Source organism: Marinobacter sp. MBR-105, assembly GCF_053628895.1.
Genome location: NZ_JBRJHG010000002.1, coordinates 265885 through 283217 on the forward strand (window position 1 = coordinate 265885; position 17333 = coordinate 283217).

The following is a 17333-nucleotide window of genomic DNA, read 5'->3' on the forward strand; positions in this document are numbered from 1 at the left end:
AATTACAACCAGCTATAGAGACGGCCGGGATTGAAAATGCCGTCGGGATCGAACGAGTGTTTCACGCGGCGCTGGATGGTTTTCAACGCCTCGGGTTGGCTTTGCATCACTTCGGCAGTGCGATCACCACCCCGGAACAGGCTGACCTGACCACCGACAGCACGAGCCAGTGGCTCCAGATCGCTGAGTGAGGCCTGGCCGCGATACCATCGCTGGGAGCCAACCCAGTCGATCATCCAGGGGCCGTCCAGCTTCGGCGTTCTGGCGGTGGAATCCAGGGAGAACCGCCAGAGAGGAGTTTCCGGATCGTCAAAGAAGCCGTGCTGCATGTCCTGAACCTCTCGCCAGAACTGGTCACCCTCAGCCATAACCTCGCCACCCCACTTCTCGGCGGTCGCCTCAACCGCTGATTTTGCACCGGCCAGGCGCAGGTACACCTTGCCATCGACCCAGCAGGCACCGGTGATGGGTTTGGGCTCACCGGCACGGCGGTTCATGTACTCCACCACCTCGTCCATGGCCATCTCCCGCACCAGGGTAACGGTGGCCGCCGGCTTAGGCATGACTTTCAGACTGATTTCGGTGATCACCCCGAGCGTTCCCATGGCGCCGGCCTGCAAACGGGAAACGTCATATCCCGCCACGTTTTTCATCACCTGGCCACCAAAACGCAGGTGTTCGCCCTTGCCGTTCAGCAGGCGAATACCCAGCACCTGATCCCTCACCGAGCCCGTCCAGGGCCTGGCGGGGCCGGACAGGTTACAGGCCAGGGTGCCACCGATGGTGGATGCGTCGCCAAAATGCGGCGGCTCAAAGTGCAGACACTGGCCCTGCTCCGCCAGCACCGCTTCAATTTCTTTCAGAGTGGTACCGGCACGTACCGTCAGCACCAGCTCTACCGGATGGTATTCCACCACACCAGTGTGCTCGGCCAGGCTCAGAGTGCTGGCATCAGCATCGCTCTGGCGCCCCATAAAGGACTTGCTGCCGCCGCCGACAATGTTGAGTTTCTGCCCGTTATTGCGGGCCTGGAGCACCTGCTCCTGTATCGGTTGGATCTGATCAGCCATGGGCAGTGTCCGCCTCTTCGTGCTTGTGTTGCTTGTGCTCGATGGAGCGGTATTCCTGACAGAATTTCAGGGTGGGCACCCCTTTGCCCGGGTTCAGAATTCCGGTGGGGTCGAAGGCCGCTTTCACATCGTGGAACTGCTGCAGCTCGTCATCATTGAACTGCACCGCCATCTGGCGAATTTTCTCCACGCCCACGCCATGCTCACCGGTGATGCAGCCACCCACCTCAACACAGAGTTCCAGGATCTTGCTGCCGAACGCCTCGGTGCGCTCAAACTCGCCTGGCACGTTGGCATCAAACAGGATCAGCGGGTGCAGGTTGCCATCGCCCGCATGAAACACGTTCGCCACCCGCAGGCCGAACTCTTCTGACATCTTTTCCATTTCCAGCAATACCTTGGCCAGATAGCGACGCGGAATGGTGCCATCCATGCAGTAATAATCCGGCGAGATCCGCCCCACCGCCGGGAAGGCCGACTTGCGCCCTTTCCACAGCAGAGCCCGCTCTTCCTCGCTCTGTGAGGTGCGAATGGAGGTCGCGCCCAGCTTACGGAACAGCGCTTCGGCCTCTGCGATGTGTTCGTGCACTTCCTCTTCGGTGCCGTCCACTTCACACAGCAGCAGGGCCTTGGCATCCCGGGGATACCCGGCACCGCAGAAGTCATCGGCCGCGACAATGGCATGACCATCCATCATTTCCAGGCCACCGGGGATGATGCCGTGGGAAATCACGCCACCCACCGCGTCGCCCGCTTTCTCGATGCTGTCGAAGCCCGCCATGATCACCTGTGCCACTTCCGGCTTGGGCAGCAGTTTCACCTTCACCTCGGTGACCACGCCCAGCAGTCCTTCAGAGCCGGTGAGCAGCGCCAGCAGATCCATACCGCAGCTGTCCAGACCATCACTGCCGACCGTTACCCGGTCACCCTCGGCGGTGATCATTTCCACACTGAGGATGTTGTGCACGGTCAGGCCGTACTTCAGGCAGTGCACGCCACCGGAGTTTTCGGCCACGTTGCCGCCAATGGTGCAGGCGATCTGAGAGGAAGGATCCGGACCGTAATAAAGGCCGTACTGTGCAGCCTCTTCGCTGATCGCCAGGTTACGGACACCCGGCTGCAGGCGTGCGGTGCGACCAATCGGATCAATGTTCAGAATTTGGTTAAACTTGGCCAGCGAGAGCACTACCCCTTCCTTATGCGGCATGGCACCGGCACACAAACCGGTACCGGCACCACGGGCCACCACCGGCACACCGTTTTCGTGGCAAATGCGCATGACCCGCTGCACCTGTTCCACGGTTTCCGGGAGCACCACCAGCATGGGCATTTCCCGGTACATGGCCAGGCCATCGCACTCATAGGGTTTCAGGGTTTCGTCATCGGTGATGACGAAGTCCGGGTCAATAAAGGCCCGGAACTGCTCCGCCAGCCGGGATTTGCTGACTTTTGCTTTGGTTGTCATAGCATTCTCAGTTTTCTATTTGTAGTTGCTTAAAAAATAGTCGATACCGCACTGAGCACAATCCATATCCTGCTGAGGCGTGCCAGAGCTCAGACCGATACCGCCGACAACCTCACCATCAACTATCACCGGAAGGCCCCCTCCAACAGTACTAAGGCGTCCTCCCACCTCAGTATGAATTCCGAACGCCAGATTGCCTGGCACATTGGCAGCATTGTATTCGTGTGTTGCTTTGCGTGCGGCAGCGGCTGTGAAAGCTTTGTCCTGCGCAACAACCACGCTGGATGTTTTTCCACCATCCATTCGCTCGAAAGCAATCAGATTTCCGGATTCGTCCACGACCGCGATGCACATGGGTACTCCGATCTCCCGAGCTTTGTCAGCAGCGCCTTTTACCAGAGTGCGGGCATCATCAAGGTCCAGTCGTTTGATCGTTATCATGTCTCAGCTCCGGTGCTTTTTGTTACAAAACAGATGGACATATCATAGTCACCCTACTCAGCTGAGCCGTCCATCATTTTGCCAACTGGTCTGACCAGTTTGTCACGTACTTCCACAGCCTCTGAGGTCTAACCTGCCGCTACAAATGAAATTTGTTGGTGACTGGTGCCCTGACATAGAATTGTTAACATTAACCGTAACTGGTCAGACCAGCTGAAAGCATGAGCATAGCCAGAGAGATTTCTTACAAGCTTGAGCACCTGATTCTCGATGGGGGCCTTGCACCCGGACAAAAGATGCCGTCCGAGCGCCAACTCGTTAAGCGGCTGGGTGTCTCACGGTCTGTCATCAGAGAAGCGCTGCATGAATTGCAAGCCCGTGGCGTGATTGAAACACGCCACGGCAAGGGGTCTTTTGTGGCCAGCATCGTCCCCGAATCGAACGTGCGGGGCGCCGACAATCCTCTGATGTACCTGTATCAAGGCCATTCCAGAACGCTTTACGACCTGCTGGAGGTAAGAGAACAGCTTGAGGGGCAAGCAGCTTTTCTAGCCGCACAGCGGGCCAACAACCTTGATCGCCACCGACTAACCAAGGCTTTCCGGGCGCTGGAAGACACCGACCCGTTGAGCAATGCAAGACCAGACCACGGATTCCACCTGGCCATTGTCGAAGCCTCTCACAACCCCATTCTTGTGCACATCCTGAACGGGCTCAAAAACATGATGCTGCTGACAGTTCAGGCCTCGGTCTCCAACCTGAACCCCCGGGAAGACATGCGCCGTAAAATTATGCGCCAGCACAGGCAGCTGTATGAAGCCATCATGGCCTCAAAGCCAGACCAGGCACGTAAAATCGCAATGGCGCACGTGTGCTTTGTGAGAAAAACCATGAAGGACATGGAGAAAGAAGGTGACGAGCTGCTTCGTATTCCCGCGCCGGACGATCTGCAGGAATTACTTAACGCCAGCTCAGACGACTGAGACGCCAAAATGTTTGCATTGATCAACAATTAGGCCAATATTACCTTCAATAACCCGCCTTGAAATTCACGAAAACCCAACAAAGCGGTATTGATTTCCACGGCAACAGTCCGTAAAACATGCGCCTTTGTATGACAGTCTCAGGAGCCAGCCATGGCGGAACCAGCGCCTCTTATTTGCAGGGACATCCACAAGACCTTTGACAAGCTGGAAGTTCTCAAGGGCATCTCTCTGGAAACCCGTAAGGGTGATGTGGTTTCCCTGATTGGCAGTTCCGGTTCCGGCAAGAGTACCTTTCTGCGCTGCATCAATCTGCTGGAAACCCCCACCTCCGGCGACATTATTGTGCACGGCGACCCAATCCGGTTCACCGAAAACCGAAAAGGTGAACGGGTACCCGCCGATAACCGCCAAGTGGAACTGATCCGGGCCCGCCTCTCCATGGTGTTCCAGAGCTTCAATCTCTGGTCCCATATGACGGTGCTGGAGAACATCATTGAAGCGCCAGTTCACGTTCTGAAGATTCCGAAGAAAGAAGCCATCGAGCGGGCAGAGGCCTACCTGAACAAGGTCGGCATCTACGAACGCAAGGACTACTACCCGGCCCAGATGTCCGGCGGGCAGCAGCAGCGGGCAGCCATTGCCCGGGCGCTGGCCATGGAGCCGGAGGTGATGCTGTTTGATGAACCAACCTCAGCCCTGGACCCGGAACTGGTGGGCGAGGTCCTGAAAGTTATGCAGAGTCTGGCCGAGGAAGGCCGCACCATGATCGTGGTCACCCACGAGATGGCGTTTGCAAGGGATGTGTCGAGCCAGGTCCTGTTTTTGCATCAGGGCGTGATTGAGGAGCAGGGAACCCCGGACAAGGTTTTCGATAACCCGGATTCCGAGCGTATGAAGCAATTTCTTGCTCCCAAGTTCTGAACACCAGTGCTATCTTGAATCGGTGTTGGACCTGGAGTTAAAGAGAAGCTCCCGAAACTTCCATAAAAAATAAAGCCTTTGTGGCGAATTACTGGAGAAGTGACACATGAAAAAACTGATTGTTGCAGCAAGTTGCGCCCTGGCCCTGGTTGCCGGCACGGCCCAGGCTCAGGAAAGAAACCTGCGCATTGCTTTTGATGTGCCCTACGAGCCATTCGAATACAAAGACGAAAACGGTGAGCTGACCGGTTTTGAAGTGGAACTGGCCGACGCCATGTGTGAAGAGATGAACGCCAACTGCGAATTCGTCATCCAGGCATGGGACGGCATGATTCCGGGCCTGCTGGCTCGTAAATTTGATCTGATCATGTCGTCCATGTCGATCACACCGGAGCGTGCCGAGCGCGTGCTCTTCTCCGAGCCGTACTACAACACCCCGGGTGGCTGGTTCGGCCCGAACGATTTCAACACCGATGTAACCGACATGGAGGCCATGAAAGGCAAGACTGTCGGCGTTCAGCGCGGTACCACCATGGACACCTACGTGACCGAGAACATGGGTGGCATTGTTGAAATCAAGCGCTACACCACCGCTGACGACATGGTGCTGGACCTCGAAGGCCAGCGTCTGGATGTGGTCTTTGTTGACTATCCGGTAGGCGAGCAGACCGTTCTGTCCAAAGAAGGCTTCAAGGAAGTGGGCAAGCCCGTAAAGCTTGGCAAAGGCGTGGGCGTTGCCATGCGCAAGCGTGATGCTGACCTGGCCGAAGAAGTAAACGCCGCCCTGAGCACGTTGAAGGAAGATGGCACCTACGACACCATCATGAAGAAGTACTTCAACTACGATATCAAGATGTAATGACCACGGGGGCGGCGCCACGTCGCCCCCGCTGACCGGATACTCCCATGTTTGATCTGAAAGGCTATGGCCCGGCCCTCGCAGAAGGAGCGGTCATCACCATTGAGTTGGCCTTCCTGTCTCTGGCCCTGGCCCTGGCGCTTGGCCTGGTTGGTGCCAGCGCAAAACTCTCCGGCAGTCGTGTTGCCGCCGGCATCGCAACCGCCTATACCACACTGATTCGCGGGGTTCCGGATCTGGTGATGATGCTGCTGTTCTATTACGGCGGCCAGGTAGCGGTGAACATGCTTTCGGATTATCTGTGGGAAACCCGCGGTATCGACTTTTTCTTCCAGTTTGATCCTTTCATTTCCGGCGTGGTGACCATCGGCCTGATTTTCGGTGCCTATATGACCGAAACCTTTCGCGGCGCCTTTCTGGCCGTGGATGTCGGTCAGATTGAGGCGGCCAAGGCCTATGGTTTTTCCCGCTGGCATACCTTCCGGCGGGTGATGATCCCGCAGATGTTACGCCACGCCCTGCCCGGCATCGGCAATAACTGGCAGGTGTTGCTCAAGACCACCGCGCTGGTGTCCATCATTGGCCTGACCGATATGGTTCGGGTGGCGGAGGAAGCGGCCAAGGCGGAGCGCATGCCTTTCCACTTCTTCATACCAGTGGCTGCCGTGTATCTGGCACTGACGGCAGGGTCGGAACTGTTTATCAAGTGGCTTGATCGTCGAGCCAATGTCGGCGTGGTTCAGGGGAATTAAACGATGCCTGATTTCATTGCCGAGTGGTTGAACAAGAACGAGATTTTCACGGCTATGACGCTGATGGAGTACTGGGACGGTCTGGTTACGACCGTGCACCTGGTGTTTCTATCGCTGGTCATCGGTCTGGTGGTGGCGGTGCCGCTGGCGATTCTGCGTACGGTCCGGAATCCACTGGTATCCGGGCCAATCTGGATCTACACCTATTTGTTCCGGGGCACGCCGCTGCTGATCCAGCTGTACATTATCTATTATGGAGTAGCGCAGATTCCGGGGATTCAGGAGACTTTCTGGTGGGAGATCTTCCGGGAACCTCTGTATCCTGCCCTGTTGGCCTTCACGCTGAATACGGCGGCCTATACCACGGAGATTATCCGGGGGGCGATTATGTCTACGCCCCATGGTGAGATTGAGGCGGCGAAAGCCTATGGCATGAACTGGTTTCTGCGGATGCGCCGGATCATTCTGCCAAGCGCGGCGCGTCGCGCGGTTCAGGCTTATTCCAACGAGGTGATTTTCATGCTGCACGCCAGTGCGATTGCCAGTGTGGTCACCATTGTTGACCTGACAGGGGCGGCACGGAATATTTATTCGCGGTTTTATGCACCGTTTGATGCGTTTATTTTCGTGGCGCTTTGTTATATGGCGCTGACGTTTATTCTGGTGTTTGCTTTCCGCAAGCTGGAAAACCATCTATTGCGGCACCAGCGGCCAGTTAATTCCTGAGCAGCGCCCTACAACCCATCATCCAATCCTGGTGCACGGCCAGCCGGCGGGAACGTCTTCCGGGAACCGCTACGAGCACATCCATGTGCGCTTCTCGAAGGCCATCCTTGGCCTTCGACATTCCCGGAAGACGTTCCCGCCGGCTGACCCCGAACCTTTTGCGGGGTATCGATGAACGCTTCGAATCGTCTTTTTGATTTCCATCCGGACTGGCTGAGCCATACCCTCGCCAACGCTTCCGCTGATCTCCCCGAAACCAAAACCGCCCTGCCCGATGGCACTCAGGTCTCCCGTAAGGCCAACGGGGTTCTGTGGCTGACGCCACCGGCTGACAGGGCTAACCCGAACCAAGAAGCCCTGATCATTTCTGCCGGTGTGCATGGCAATGAAACGGCGCCGATTGAAGTGCTCAACACGCTGGTGTCGGAGTTGCTTTCCGGGGAGTGGTCGCTGGCGTGCCCGCTGCTGCTGATCCTGGGCAACCCTCCTGCCATGGTAGCGGGTGAGCGGTTTCTGGAAGTGAACATGAACCGGTTGTTCAATGGCGCCCATGGCAAACCGGAATATTCCGGGCTTGCGGAGGGCCGGCGGGCTCGGTTTCTGGAGGAGATGTGTCGGCAGTTTGCGATGGCGCATCAGGGCCTGGCGTTAAGCCATTATGATCTGCATACCGCTATTCGCCCGTCGAAACGGGAGCGCTTTGCGCTGTACCCGTTCGTGGACGGGCGGTCGGTTCCGGCCGGCCAGTGTGCGTTCCTGCTGGAGGCCGAGGTGGAGACCCTGTTGCTCCAGCATAAGGAATCGACAGTGTTTTCATCGTTCACTGCCAGCACGCTGAAGGCGGAGAGTTTTACCATTGAACTGGGCAAGGTGGAGCCGTTTGGCCGGAATGATCTGCGACGGTTCCAAGGCATTGAGCGAGCCTTGCGCCGTCGTTTCCGGGGCGAGGCAGCACCGGCAGTGCGGCCACCATTTGATCATCTGACGGTGTTTGAGGTGGTGCATGAGGTGCTCAATACCGGGCCGTCTTTCCGGTTTCATGTTCCGGACGATGTGGCGAACTTCACGGAGTATCAGCCTGGCACGGTGATCTGGGAGGATGATCAGGATGACTACCGGGTCGGAACCGCGCCGGAGGCGGTGGTGTTTCCAAACCGGGCGGTGCCTGTGGGCCAGCGGGTGGGTTTGATGATCCGAGCCAGGTGTACAGGGCCGGCTCTGTCTGAGCCGCCCTGTACATGACACCAGGGTCAGGCCGGCGCGTTTTCGGGTTCGCCCACCGGCAGTTTGATCAGTTTGGTGCAGACTGACGGTATCACCAGCAGGGTCAGGACCGTCGAAGCCAGCAGACCACTGATGATGGCCCAGGCCATGGGTGGCCACAGGGTGGAACTTGAGAACGCCAGCGGCAGCAGGCCGGCCACGGTGGTTGCGGTGGTCAGCAGGATGGGCCGGGTACGGCGTTCCACAGCGGTGCGCACCGCATCGGCAATGGCTCGGCCCCGTTCCAGCTCCCGATCCATTACGTCCAGCAGGACGATGGCGTTGTTCACCACGATACCAACCAGAGCAATCACCCCCAGCAGCGACTGAAAACCGAAGGGCGAACCGGACAGAACCAGCCCCGGGAAAATGCCAACAGTTGCCAGCGGTACGGTCAGCAGGATAATGCCCACCCGCCGGAAGGAGTTGAACTGCAACAGCAGGAAGAACAGCAACAGCAGCATGCCGATCGGTGCCGCGGTCAGCAGTGCGGAGTTGGCACGGTCAGAACCTTCGGCATCTCCTCCCATGTCCAGTCGCGTGCCCGCCGGCAACGGGTTCTGTTCCAGGCCCGCATACAGGCCGTCCAGCGCCTGGCTGAAGCTGTAGTCTTCCTCCAGATTGGCACTGACCGTATTCACCCGTACCCCGTTGCGCAGGTAAACCGCCGCCGGTTCCCAAGTGGTTTCCACCGTGGCCACGGCCGATAGCGGAATGGCATCGCCCTGGTCGTTGTAGGTATTCACAGACAGCAGGCGCGACAGTGACAGCGACGTGCCTTCGCGGGAGCGCAACACGATGGGTATCGGGTCGTCCTCCTGTCGATAACGCTCAGCCACGGCGCCGTAGCTCTGGCCATACAGGCTCTGGGCAACATCGGCTCGGGTGAGGCCATAGCGGGCGGCGGTGGCGTCGTCCACATTGATGGCGATGCTGGGCACACCAATGTCGAGATCGTGGCGAACATCCACCGTGCCCTCAACACCCCTGAGAATGGCATAGACTTGCTCGGTGGCCCGGGCGCGGGCATTGTCGTCCGGATGGAAGACACGGACTTCTACCGGCGCAGGCCGCGGTGGTCCCTGCCCCAGAATCCCGGCGGTGATATCCAGCTCCGGTAGCGACCGGGCGGCCTCGTGGCGGATCCATTTCACCAGGTCGGTGGTATCGGCCAGCGTCGGCGTGCGAACCACCAGCCTTGCCCGGTTAGGCGCCTGTGGCGAGCGCTGTAGGTTGTAATAGAACGAGGGCCCGGTAAAGCCGACAAAGCGGTGCACTTCCAGTGCCTCTTGCCGGGTCCGAATGGCCTGTTCCAGAACCGCCGCCACTTCAGCGGTTCGAGCCTGATCGGTGCCTTCGGGCATGTACATCTCGACGATGACACGGGGGCGGTCAGCGTTGGGGAAAAATTGCTGGGCCATGAACGGGGTCATGCCCAGGCTGATAACCACCAGCAGGGCGCCGGCGGTAATCAACCGGCCCGGGTGCCGATACACCAGGCCACCGAGGTAGCGGGCCAGACCAATAAGACGGTCTTTGTGAAGGTTTTTCCGGGGCTTCAGAAAACGCGCCGCCAGCAGGGGCACGGCAGAAATCGCCAGCAGATAGCTCACAGAGAGGGTGAGCATGATCATGACCGGTACGCCCCGGGTGAAATCCGCGGCGCCGCCCTTGGCCATTAACAGCGGTGCAAAAGCGGCCAGTGTTGTACCGGTAGACGCACCCAAGGGCCCGGCCAGCTCACCGACCGCCTTGCGCAGGGCATCCAGCCGGCGCATGCCCTCATCCAGATGGCCCTGTATGTTTTCCACAATCACAATGGCGTTGTCGATCAGGATACCCAGGGAAATGACCATCCCGATAACGGCAATCTGATGTAACACACCACCCCCGAGGTCATAGAGCCCCACGCTGATCAGGGCCACCATGGGCAGGATGGACGCCACCAGCAGGCCCATGCGGATACCCATGCCGGTAAATACCACCGCCACGATGATCAGTACCGACAGCACCAGGCTCCAGGCCAGGTCATCCAGCCGGTCAGAGACCTTGTCGGGCTGAAAAAACATCTCGCGGAGCTGGTAGGGCTCGAAGTCCGGGCGCACCTGGTCCAGCCGTTCCCGGATCCGCTCGCCAAAGCGGATGGCGTCGGTAGAACCTTCTTCCATGATGATCGACAGCAGCACCACTCGCTCGCCGTCGAACCAGGTCTCTGGCTGCCGGGGCTCGGCCGGCCCACGCCAGACTTCTGCGGCCGCGGCCAGGGGCACCTGGGAGCCATCTGGCAGCTCGATGGGTGTGGCGCGTATCGCGTCTATGTCGGTGAATTCGGTGTTGGGCAATACCGAAAGGCGCTTGCCTTCCACCACCACGAAACCACCCGGGATAGTCTGGTTTCGCCGGGCCAGGGTATCGAGTATCCGCTTGGGCGGCACCCCCAGGCGATACAGTGCGGCATCGTCAAGTGCCAGGGTAATCTGTTCATCGGCATCCCCTTCAAGCTCAATACGGGAGATGCCGGGGATATCCAGAAGGTTCTGTTTCAGGCGTTCGGCCACCTCCGAAAGCTCGGTCACGGAGGGTGAACCACCCACAGCCAGCACCACGGCCGGGATGTCGATCAGCCGGTCGTCCAGCTCCATCAGACCCACGTCATCAGGAAAATCCTGGCGCGCCCGCTCCATGGCCTGACGAACCCGATCCCAGGCCGAATCGGTGTCGTAGATGCGGTCCCGGAGTTTCAGCCGGGCCAGTGCCACGCCGGTTCTGGCGGTGCCCTGGCTCCAGTCCAGCTCTTCGACCTGGCGTAACTCATCGGTCAGCGGCTGAAGCACCAGGCGCTCAACCGCCTCGGCACTGGCACCGGGATAACTCACGGTGATCATGCCGGCCCGGTATGGGAAACTCGGATCTTCCTGACGGGGCATGGTGCTGTAGGCGGCAATGCCGAGCAGACAGAGCATGGTCACCACCATGCCCAGCAAGCGTTGATAATTAAGCAGTCGGCGGGTCATCAGCGCACCTCCACGGTGTCACCATCCACCAGCCGGGTCATACCGGCATACACCACCTGATCTCCCGGGCTCAATGCGCCGGGGTGCACCATCACGCGCTCACCGATGACCCGGTCAACCTCTACCGGAACCCGCTGGGCTACCTGGTCTTGCACCCGGAACACACTGGTGCCGGTACTGTCGCGAACGACCGCCAGCAGGGGCACGGTAATGGCAGATTCCCGCACCGGGGCAATGCCCACTTCCACCGGCTCACCGGAGGACAGGGAATTTGGTGGCAGGCTGACCAGTACCGGATGCAATTCCCCGCGGATGGAACTGCCCTGGGCAATCTCAACCACAGTGCCAGTGGCAGGTTCACGGTTCCGGTCCTGCACCAGCCAAACCGGTAACTCCTGACCAATCCGGACATGGCCGAGCAAGTGCGCAGGCACCCGCACTTCCACTTCCCGCCCCAGCGGCGAGGACAAGCGCATGACCGGCTGCCCCGCCCCCACGAACTCATCCCGCTCCACCAGCAATGCTTCCACCTGCCCGGCAAAGGGCGCCTTCAAAACGCTTTCCTCAAGCAGCCTTGTGGCTTCGGCCAGTGAGGCTTCGGCCGTCGCCATGCTTGCCCTCAGCGAATCCCGGCGGGCGGCAATCTGTTCCAGCGTCTGCTCCGAGACCACGCCTCGCTGATGCAACCGGCTGGAGCGTTCCCACTCCCGCTGGGCCTGTTCAAACTGGGTTCTCAGCTCATCCAGGCGGGCAGCTGCGGAATCCCGCGCCGGTTCCAGCGCCGGATTGTACAGACGCGCCAGCACATCACCGGGCTTTACCGTCTGCCCCAGCTCAACCGGGCGTTCCTTCAGCGTCCCGCTGACCTGAAATGTGAGGGTTGCCCGCTGGGCTGCTCGTACAATGCCGGAAAACCGCATAGGAATTTCTTCCATCTGGCCACCGGTGACAGCGGATACCCGCACGGAGACCGGAGTATTTTCAGCGTTTTCGCCGGATTCGGTACCGCCACCGCGGCAGCCGGCAACAGACAGCACGGCCAGCAGCGCACTGGCCAGAACAAACGGAGAGTGACGTAGTGTGAGAGACATAGTGTTCCAGCCCCTTTCCCTGAACAGGTTGATTGTGACCTCCGGTCCATCGGAGGTTGCCCATTGTTTCGGACATCATGTCACTCTTTGACAAATTGTCAATAATCGGCTTTCATCGGTTTTCAGTTATCATGCAGCCAAAGCCGGAAAGCTCGGGATCACAATGAATGAACCGCTGAAGTCACGACGGGAACGGGAAAAACAGGCCAGGTACGACGCCATTCTGGACGCCGCCGAACGGGTGTTCTCAGAAAAGGGCTACGATCGTACCTCCATGGACGACATTGCGCGCACCGCAAGCCTGAGCCGCGCCCTGCTGTATGTCTACTTCAAGGATAAGGCCGCCATCCAGCGAGGCATCATGCTACGGGCGGGGCAGGATCTGGTGACCCGGTTTGAGCGTGCCATGCAGGCAACCGATACCGGGCTGGGGAAAATCCGGGCCATGGGTGAGGCTTACTATCGTTTCTTTGTGGAAGCTCCGGACTACTTCACTGCCCTGACCAAGGCTTCCACCGCCATCGCTGATGCGGAAGAAGACCAGGCCAGGGAGATGCTGTGTTCAAAGAACGAACTGATGGTGCTGATGGAAGCGGCGATTCATCTCGGCCTTGAAGACGGCACCATCAGCCGCGACCGCATACAGTCGCCGGCGCAAACCGCACTTTACCTGCGCGGTGCCCTCCATGGAGTGATCATGCTGTGCCAGGCAGAGTCAACCCAGGCTCAGGAGTTTCCTTCCGAAGCACTGATTCGCCACACCATGGATATGCTGACCCGCTCTATCTCCAGCCAGCCGGTACACTGAACCGGTAAGCCCTACAGCTGAAAATCGTAGATGCTGCCGAGACCAAGAATACCGGTCAGCTCATCCAGCGCTTTTCGCACTTCCTCCAGCAACATCGGGTCGGCCAGATCCTGCTGGCTGAGCTGGTCGCGGTAGTGGGCTTCAACCCAGGAGGTCAGTCGCTCATAGAGCGCATCGGTCAGGATCACACCCCGGTTGATAGCGTGCAGCTCGTCGTCGTTGAGCACCACCCGTAAGCGCAGACACGCAGGCCCGCCACCATTGCGCATGGATTGTTTTACATCAAACACTTCTACTGCGGTGATGGGCGTATCGGCTTTCACCAGTTCATCCAGATAGCGGCTGACCGAGGCCACTTCCCGGCACTCACCGGGTACCGCCAGCAGCATGCCGTCTGCGGTATTCAGAAGCTGGCTGTTGAACAGATAGGAAGCCACCGCATCTTCGATGGGCACCTGCGCTGATGAAACACGCACGGCTTCCAGCTCGGCACCGGTCAGGCGCTCCTGAATGTCTGCCAGTACCCGGGCTTCATCAAGAAAAGCCTGCTCGTGATAGAACAGGCATTTGCCATTACCGACCGCAATCACATCGTTGTGAAACACGCCGGCATCGATAGCCGCCGGATTCTGCTGGGCAAACACGGCACGGCGATCGGTCAGGCCATGCAGGCGGGCAATGGCGCGTGACGCTTCGAGGGTCTGGCGCGCCGGGTACTTGCCTGGCGCCGGAGCGGATTCATTGAACGCGACCTGGCCATACACAAACAGCTCAACGCCCGGCTCCCCGTAGCGACTGCACAAGCGGGTGTGATTAGCCGCCCCCTCATCGCCAAAATGACTGACCGACGGCAGCGCCGGATGATGGGCAAAGTAGCTTTCGTCACCAAAAATCGCTTTCAGCGAACGACCCGTGACCTGGTGTTCAATGGAGCGGTGGAACTTGGCACTGAGATTGGCCGGGGTGAAGTGCACCCGGTGATCGGCTGTGTCGGCACTGGGAGAGACGGTAGCCGCGTTCGCTGTCCACATGCAGGACGCCGACGACACCGCCGCCAGAATGGCGGGATCTGCCTTGGCTACGGCTTCCAGAATCTGACGCTCGTTGCCCTCAAAGCCCAGCGCACGGAGGGTGGGAATGTGCGGGCGCTCGTGGGGTGGCAGAATGCCCTGCACATAGCCCCGGTCCGCCAGCCGCTTCATCTTCTCGAGTCCCTGGAGTGCCGCCTCTCTGGGGTTGGCCACCGCATTGACGTTGGATTTTGAGGCCACATTGCCCCATGACAGCCCGGCGTAGTTATGGGTCGGACCCACCAGGCCATCGAAGTTTGCTTCTACCGCATGTTTAACCATGGCAGCTGTTCCTGTCAGTCAAAGTTCAGGCCCGGGGCCAGGCTATCCGGCAGCTCACTCTTGCCGGCTTCCAGAGAGGCCATCGGCCAGGCGCAGTAATCGGCCGCGTAATAGGCACTGGCACGATGGTTACCGCTGGCGCCGACACCACCGAACGGTGCAGCACTGCTGGCCCCGGTAAGTGGCCGATTCCAGTTCACAATACCGGCGCGCACTTCCTCCACCAGACGATTATAGAGTTTGCGGTCATCGCTCAGGATGCCGGCAGACAGGCCGTAGCGAGTGTTGTTGGCAAGCTCCAGGGCCTCATCGAAGCCTTTGTAGCGGTACACCGTCAGCAGCGGGCCGAAAAACTCCTGATCTTCCAGCTCTATCCCGGTCGCATCCACAATTCCCGGCGACAACAGACCTGTATCGGGCTTGAGCTGTTTCATTTCCAGCAACGAGGTCGCACCCTTCTCCAGCATCGCAGCCTGAGCCTTGAGTAGCTGGTCTGCCGCATCGGCAGAAATCACCGAGCCCATAAACGGCTGCGGGTCAGCATCGAATTCCGCCACGGTGATGCGGGCCGCCACTTCCACCAGCCGTGCCAGGAATTCATCACCCTTCTTGCCTTTGGGCACCAGTAACCGGCGAGCACAGGTACAGCGCTGGCCGGCCGACAGGAACGCGGACTGCAGTGCGTGGTGCACGGCGCCATCCAGATCTGACACATTTTGAACGATCAGAGGGTTATTACCGCCCATCTCCAGCGCCAGGATTTTTTCCGGCTGGCCGCCGAACTGTTCGTGCAGCAGGTGCCCGACGGTGGAACTGCCGGTAAAGAACAAACCGTCAATCAGCGGGTGGCGGGCCAGGCACTTGCCGGTATCGGAACCGCCCTGAACCAGATTGATCACCCCATCCGGCAGACCGGCTTTTTCCCAGAGCCTGACAGTGAGTTCCGCCACCCCCGGGGTCAGTTCGCTGGGTTTGAACACCACGGTATTGCCGGCCAGCAAGGCCGGCACAATGTGCCCGTTGGGCAGATGGCCCGGGAAGTTATAGGGGCCAAACACGGCGACCACGCCATGGGGACGGTGGCGCAACACCGCATGTCCGCCAGCCACGTCAGATTCAGTGTGACCCGTACGCTCGTTGTAGGCTTTCACGGAGATCGGAATTTTACCCATCATGGCCGCCACTTCGGTGCGGGACTCCCAGAGAGGCTTTCCTGTTTCCAGGCCGATCTGATGGGCCATTTCTTCCTTGTTGGCCTCAAGCAGTTCGCCGAAGGCCTCAATCACCGCCTGGCGTTCTGCGAGACTTTTCCGGCGCCAGGCCAGAAACGCCTTTCGAGCTTCCCGAACCGCTGCGTCAACATCTTCGAGACTGGCGGCATTGCCATCCCAGACCGTTTCACCTGTTACCGGCTGCACCGATTCAAAGGGCGCTCCGTGGCCTTGCAGCCAGAGCCCGTCGATGTAAACATTGCCTGTCAGGTTTGCCATTATTTACCACCTCCCGGTTCGGAATTGTTTGGCCGGATCGGCGACAAAGCACCCTCCTTCAAAGGGGCAATACGCACCGGATCACCCGACTCCACTAAAAGAGCCTCGGCCAGCACTCTAGGAATTTTGACAGTGTCGGGCCCGATGCAGTTCATGGGTATGGTGGTTACCCGAAAGTCCCGGAACGACCGGTTCGAGATCATCACCCGTTGCTCTGCCGGCACATCCAGATCCATGCTGTGATTAACTACCATGGCATGCCGGTTGACCGCTTCCCGCACCGTACGAATGTTATGGACAAAGGCTTCAACCACAGGCCCGCCATCGAAAATATCCACCATGCCGTTGAAGTTGAAACCTTCGGCCTGCAGCATCTTCAGCGCCGGCCGGGTATTGTCGTGCACCATGCCAACGACCGCCCGCGCAGCGTCTGGCAACATCGGCAGGTAGATGGGGTATTTCGGCATCAGTTCCGCAATGAAGGATTTATTGCCAAGCCCGGAGAGCATATCGGCCTGGCTGAACTCCATGTCAAAAAACTTGCTGCCCAGGGCATCCCACAGGGGGCTTTTACCGTCTTTGTCCGAGACTCCACGCATTTCCGCGAACACTTTGTCGGAAAAGCGTTTGCGAAAATCGTCCAGGAACATAAAACGACAGCGGGATAACAACAGGCCATTGCCGCCGCCCTGATACTCGTCGGAAAGCAGCAGCGAGCAGATTTCGGTGGTGTCGGTCATGTCGTTGGACAGGTTCAGCGTGGGCGTGCGCACATGCACACCCAGCTCTTTCGATGCATTGACCGTGACACTCAGCCGGTAATTGTAGAACACTTCTTCCAGGCCAACCCGGGCCTCGATGCCACTGATGCCAACGGTCTTCCTGGCCTGAATATCTTCCAGCGCAAACAGGTACAGGGCCGCTTCCGGCGCACAGCGTTGATTGAAGGATTCACGGGCGCGATCAATCTTGCGCTGAAGCAGTTCCCGGTCGGCGGGCAATGTGGTCAGGCCTTTGCCGGCCTTCTGCGCCATGGCATAGAGGTCTTCCAGATCGTCAGACTGAAGCGGGCGGATCACCAGCATCTTACGCCCT

The 17333-nt window shown here is 59.1% G+C and carries 15 protein-coding genes; 7 read left to right on the top strand and 8 right to left on the bottom strand.

Going from position 1 to position 17333, the window contains the following annotated elements; all coding sequences use genetic code 11:
* Positions 1 to 2: 2 nt before the first annotated feature.
* The 3 genes from glcE to ACSSVV_RS04250 are packed head-to-tail and all read right to left on the bottom strand — an operon-like array spanning position 3 to position 2976.
* The gene (glcE, locus tag ACSSVV_RS04240) at positions 3 to 1070 is read right to left on the bottom strand and encodes a glycolate oxidase subunit GlcE (protein WP_022990759.1); all 1068 of its coding nucleotides are present in this window, start codon (positions 1068 to 1070) and stop codon (positions 3 to 5) included.
* A complete protein-coding gene (locus ACSSVV_RS04245; RefSeq protein ID WP_222448725.1) occupies positions 1063 to 2535 on the bottom strand; it encodes an FAD-linked oxidase C-terminal domain-containing protein in 1473 nt (490 codons plus the stop codon). The genes glcE and ACSSVV_RS04245 overlap by 8 nt, the downstream gene beginning before the upstream one ends.
* Before the next feature lie 15 nt (positions 2536 to 2550).
* On the bottom strand, positions 2551 to 2976 hold the full coding sequence (locus ACSSVV_RS04250; protein ID WP_113879254.1) for a GlcG/HbpS family heme-binding protein: 426 nt from the start codon (positions 2974 to 2976) through the stop codon (positions 2551 to 2553).
* 221 nt (positions 2977 to 3197) lie between these two features.
* Between ACSSVV_RS04250 and ACSSVV_RS04255 the strand changes: the two genes are divergently transcribed.
* From ACSSVV_RS04255 to ACSSVV_RS04280, 6 genes are all read left to right on the top strand, one after another.
* On the top strand, positions 3198 to 3959 hold the full coding sequence (locus ACSSVV_RS04255; RefSeq protein ID WP_113879253.1) for an FCD domain-containing protein: 762 nt from the start codon (positions 3198 to 3200) through the stop codon (positions 3957 to 3959).
* 153 nt (positions 3960 to 4112) lie between these two features.
* A complete protein-coding gene (locus ACSSVV_RS04260; protein ID WP_222448723.1) occupies positions 4113 to 4883 on the top strand; it encodes an ABC transporter ATP-binding protein in 771 nt (256 codons plus the stop codon).
* A 106-nt stretch (positions 4884 to 4989) separates the two neighbouring features.
* Positions 4990 to 5742 (top strand): transporter substrate-binding domain-containing protein, encoded by a 753-nt coding sequence (locus ACSSVV_RS04265; protein WP_454105623.1) that lies wholly within the window; start codon positions 4990 to 4992, stop codon positions 5740 to 5742.
* A gap of 47 nt (positions 5743 to 5789) precedes the next feature.
* On the top strand, positions 5790 to 6494 hold the full coding sequence (locus ACSSVV_RS04270; RefSeq protein ID WP_153740583.1) for an ABC transporter permease: 705 nt from the start codon (positions 5790 to 5792) through the stop codon (positions 6492 to 6494).
* Positions 6495 to 6497: 3 nt separating this feature from the next.
* On the top strand, positions 6498 to 7220 hold the full coding sequence (locus ACSSVV_RS04275; protein ID WP_014422561.1) for an ABC transporter permease: 723 nt from the start codon (positions 6498 to 6500) through the stop codon (positions 7218 to 7220).
* A 171-nt stretch (positions 7221 to 7391) separates the two neighbouring features.
* Positions 7392 to 8462 carry a succinylglutamate desuccinylase gene (locus ACSSVV_RS04280; protein ID WP_454105625.1) on the top strand — a complete coding sequence of 357 codons (1071 nt, stop codon included), beginning with the start codon at positions 7392 to 7394 and terminating at the stop codon, positions 8460 to 8462.
* A gap of 8 nt (positions 8463 to 8470) precedes the next feature.
* On the opposite strand, the gene ACSSVV_RS04285 is transcribed toward ACSSVV_RS04280, so the two are convergent.
* Positions 8471 to 11497 (bottom strand): efflux RND transporter permease subunit, encoded by a 3027-nt coding sequence (locus ACSSVV_RS04285; RefSeq protein WP_454105626.1) that lies wholly within the window; start codon positions 11495 to 11497, stop codon positions 8471 to 8473.
* Positions 11497 to 12588 carry an efflux RND transporter periplasmic adaptor subunit gene (locus ACSSVV_RS04290; protein WP_454105627.1) on the bottom strand — a complete coding sequence of 364 codons (1092 nt, stop codon included), beginning with the start codon at positions 12586 to 12588 and terminating at the stop codon, positions 11497 to 11499. Before ACSSVV_RS04290 ends, ACSSVV_RS04285 begins: the two co-directional genes overlap by 1 nt.
* Positions 12589 to 12751: 163 nt before the next feature.
* Here ACSSVV_RS04290 and ACSSVV_RS04295 point away from each other — a divergent pair, with 163 nt between their 5' ends.
* Complete coding sequence (locus ACSSVV_RS04295) at positions 12752 to 13396, top strand: TetR/AcrR family transcriptional regulator (RefSeq protein ID WP_023011623.1); 645 nt, start codon at positions 12752 to 12754, stop codon at positions 13394 to 13396.
* A gap of 11 nt (positions 13397 to 13407) precedes the next feature.
* Here ACSSVV_RS04295 and astB read toward each other — a convergent pair whose 3' ends face one another.
* The 3 genes from astB to astA are packed head-to-tail and all read right to left on the bottom strand — an operon-like array spanning position 13408 to position 17323.
* Entirely contained in the window at positions 13408 to 14748 is a 1341-nt protein-coding gene (astB, locus tag ACSSVV_RS04300) for an N-succinylarginine dihydrolase (protein ID WP_454105628.1), read from the bottom strand.
* A gap of 14 nt (positions 14749 to 14762) precedes the next feature.
* Entirely contained in the window at positions 14763 to 16238 is a 1476-nt protein-coding gene (gene astD / locus ACSSVV_RS04305) for a succinylglutamate-semialdehyde dehydrogenase (RefSeq protein ID WP_153740577.1), read from the bottom strand.
* Positions 16238 to 17323, bottom strand: coding sequence for an arginine N-succinyltransferase (gene astA / locus ACSSVV_RS04310; protein WP_113879245.1), 1086 nt, complete (start codon positions 17321 to 17323; stop codon positions 16238 to 16240). Before astA ends, astD begins: the two co-directional genes overlap by 1 nt.
* Positions 17324 to 17333 lie beyond the last annotated feature (10 nt).

What these genes read in the sequence shown, in the direction of transcription:
- ACSSVV_RS04295 (WP_023011623.1), top strand. Translation starts at nt 12,752, where the DNA reads ATGAATGAACCGCTGAAGTCACGACGGGAACGGGAAAAACAGGCCAGG.
- ACSSVV_RS04290 (WP_454105627.1), bottom strand. Translation starts at nt 12,588, where the DNA reads ATGTCTCTCACACTACGTCACTCTCCGTTTGTTCTGGCCAGTGCGCTG.
- ACSSVV_RS04250 (WP_113879254.1), bottom strand. Translation starts at nt 2,976, where the DNA reads ATGATAACGATCAAACGACTGGACCTTGATGATGCCCGCACTCTGGTA.
- ACSSVV_RS04245 (WP_222448725.1), bottom strand. Translation starts at nt 2,535, where the DNA reads ATGACAACCAAAGCAAAAGTCAGCAAATCCCGGCTGGCGGAGCAGTTC.
- ACSSVV_RS04265 (WP_454105623.1), top strand. Translation starts at nt 4,990, where the DNA reads ATGAAAAAACTGATTGTTGCAGCAAGTTGCGCCCTGGCCCTGGTTGCC.
- ACSSVV_RS04275 (WP_014422561.1), top strand. Translation starts at nt 6,498, where the DNA reads ATGCCTGATTTCATTGCCGAGTGGTTGAACAAGAACGAGATTTTCACG.
- astB (WP_454105628.1), bottom strand. Translation starts at nt 14,748, where the DNA reads ATGGTTAAACATGCGGTAGAAGCAAACTTCGATGGCCTGGTGGGTCCG.
- ACSSVV_RS04260 (WP_222448723.1), top strand. Translation starts at nt 4,113, where the DNA reads ATGGCGGAACCAGCGCCTCTTATTTGCAGGGACATCCACAAGACCTTT.
- ACSSVV_RS04280 (WP_454105625.1), top strand. Translation starts at nt 7,392, where the DNA reads ATGAACGCTTCGAATCGTCTTTTTGATTTCCATCCGGACTGGCTGAGC.
- astA (WP_113879245.1), bottom strand. Translation starts at nt 17,323, where the DNA reads ATGCTGGTGATCCGCCCGCTTCAGTCTGACGATCTGGAAGACCTCTAT.
- glcE (WP_022990759.1), bottom strand. Translation starts at nt 1,070, where the DNA reads ATGGCTGATCAGATCCAACCGATACAGGAGCAGGTGCTCCAGGCCCGC.
- ACSSVV_RS04285 (WP_454105626.1), bottom strand. Translation starts at nt 11,497, where the DNA reads ATGACCCGCCGACTGCTTAATTATCAACGCTTGCTGGGCATGGTGGTG.
- ACSSVV_RS04255 (WP_113879253.1), top strand. Translation starts at nt 3,198, where the DNA reads ATGAGCATAGCCAGAGAGATTTCTTACAAGCTTGAGCACCTGATTCTC.
- ACSSVV_RS04270 (WP_153740583.1), top strand. Translation starts at nt 5,790, where the DNA reads ATGTTTGATCTGAAAGGCTATGGCCCGGCCCTCGCAGAAGGAGCGGTC.
- astD (WP_153740577.1), bottom strand. Translation starts at nt 16,238, where the DNA reads ATGGCAAACCTGACAGGCAATGTTTACATCGACGGGCTCTGGCTGCAA.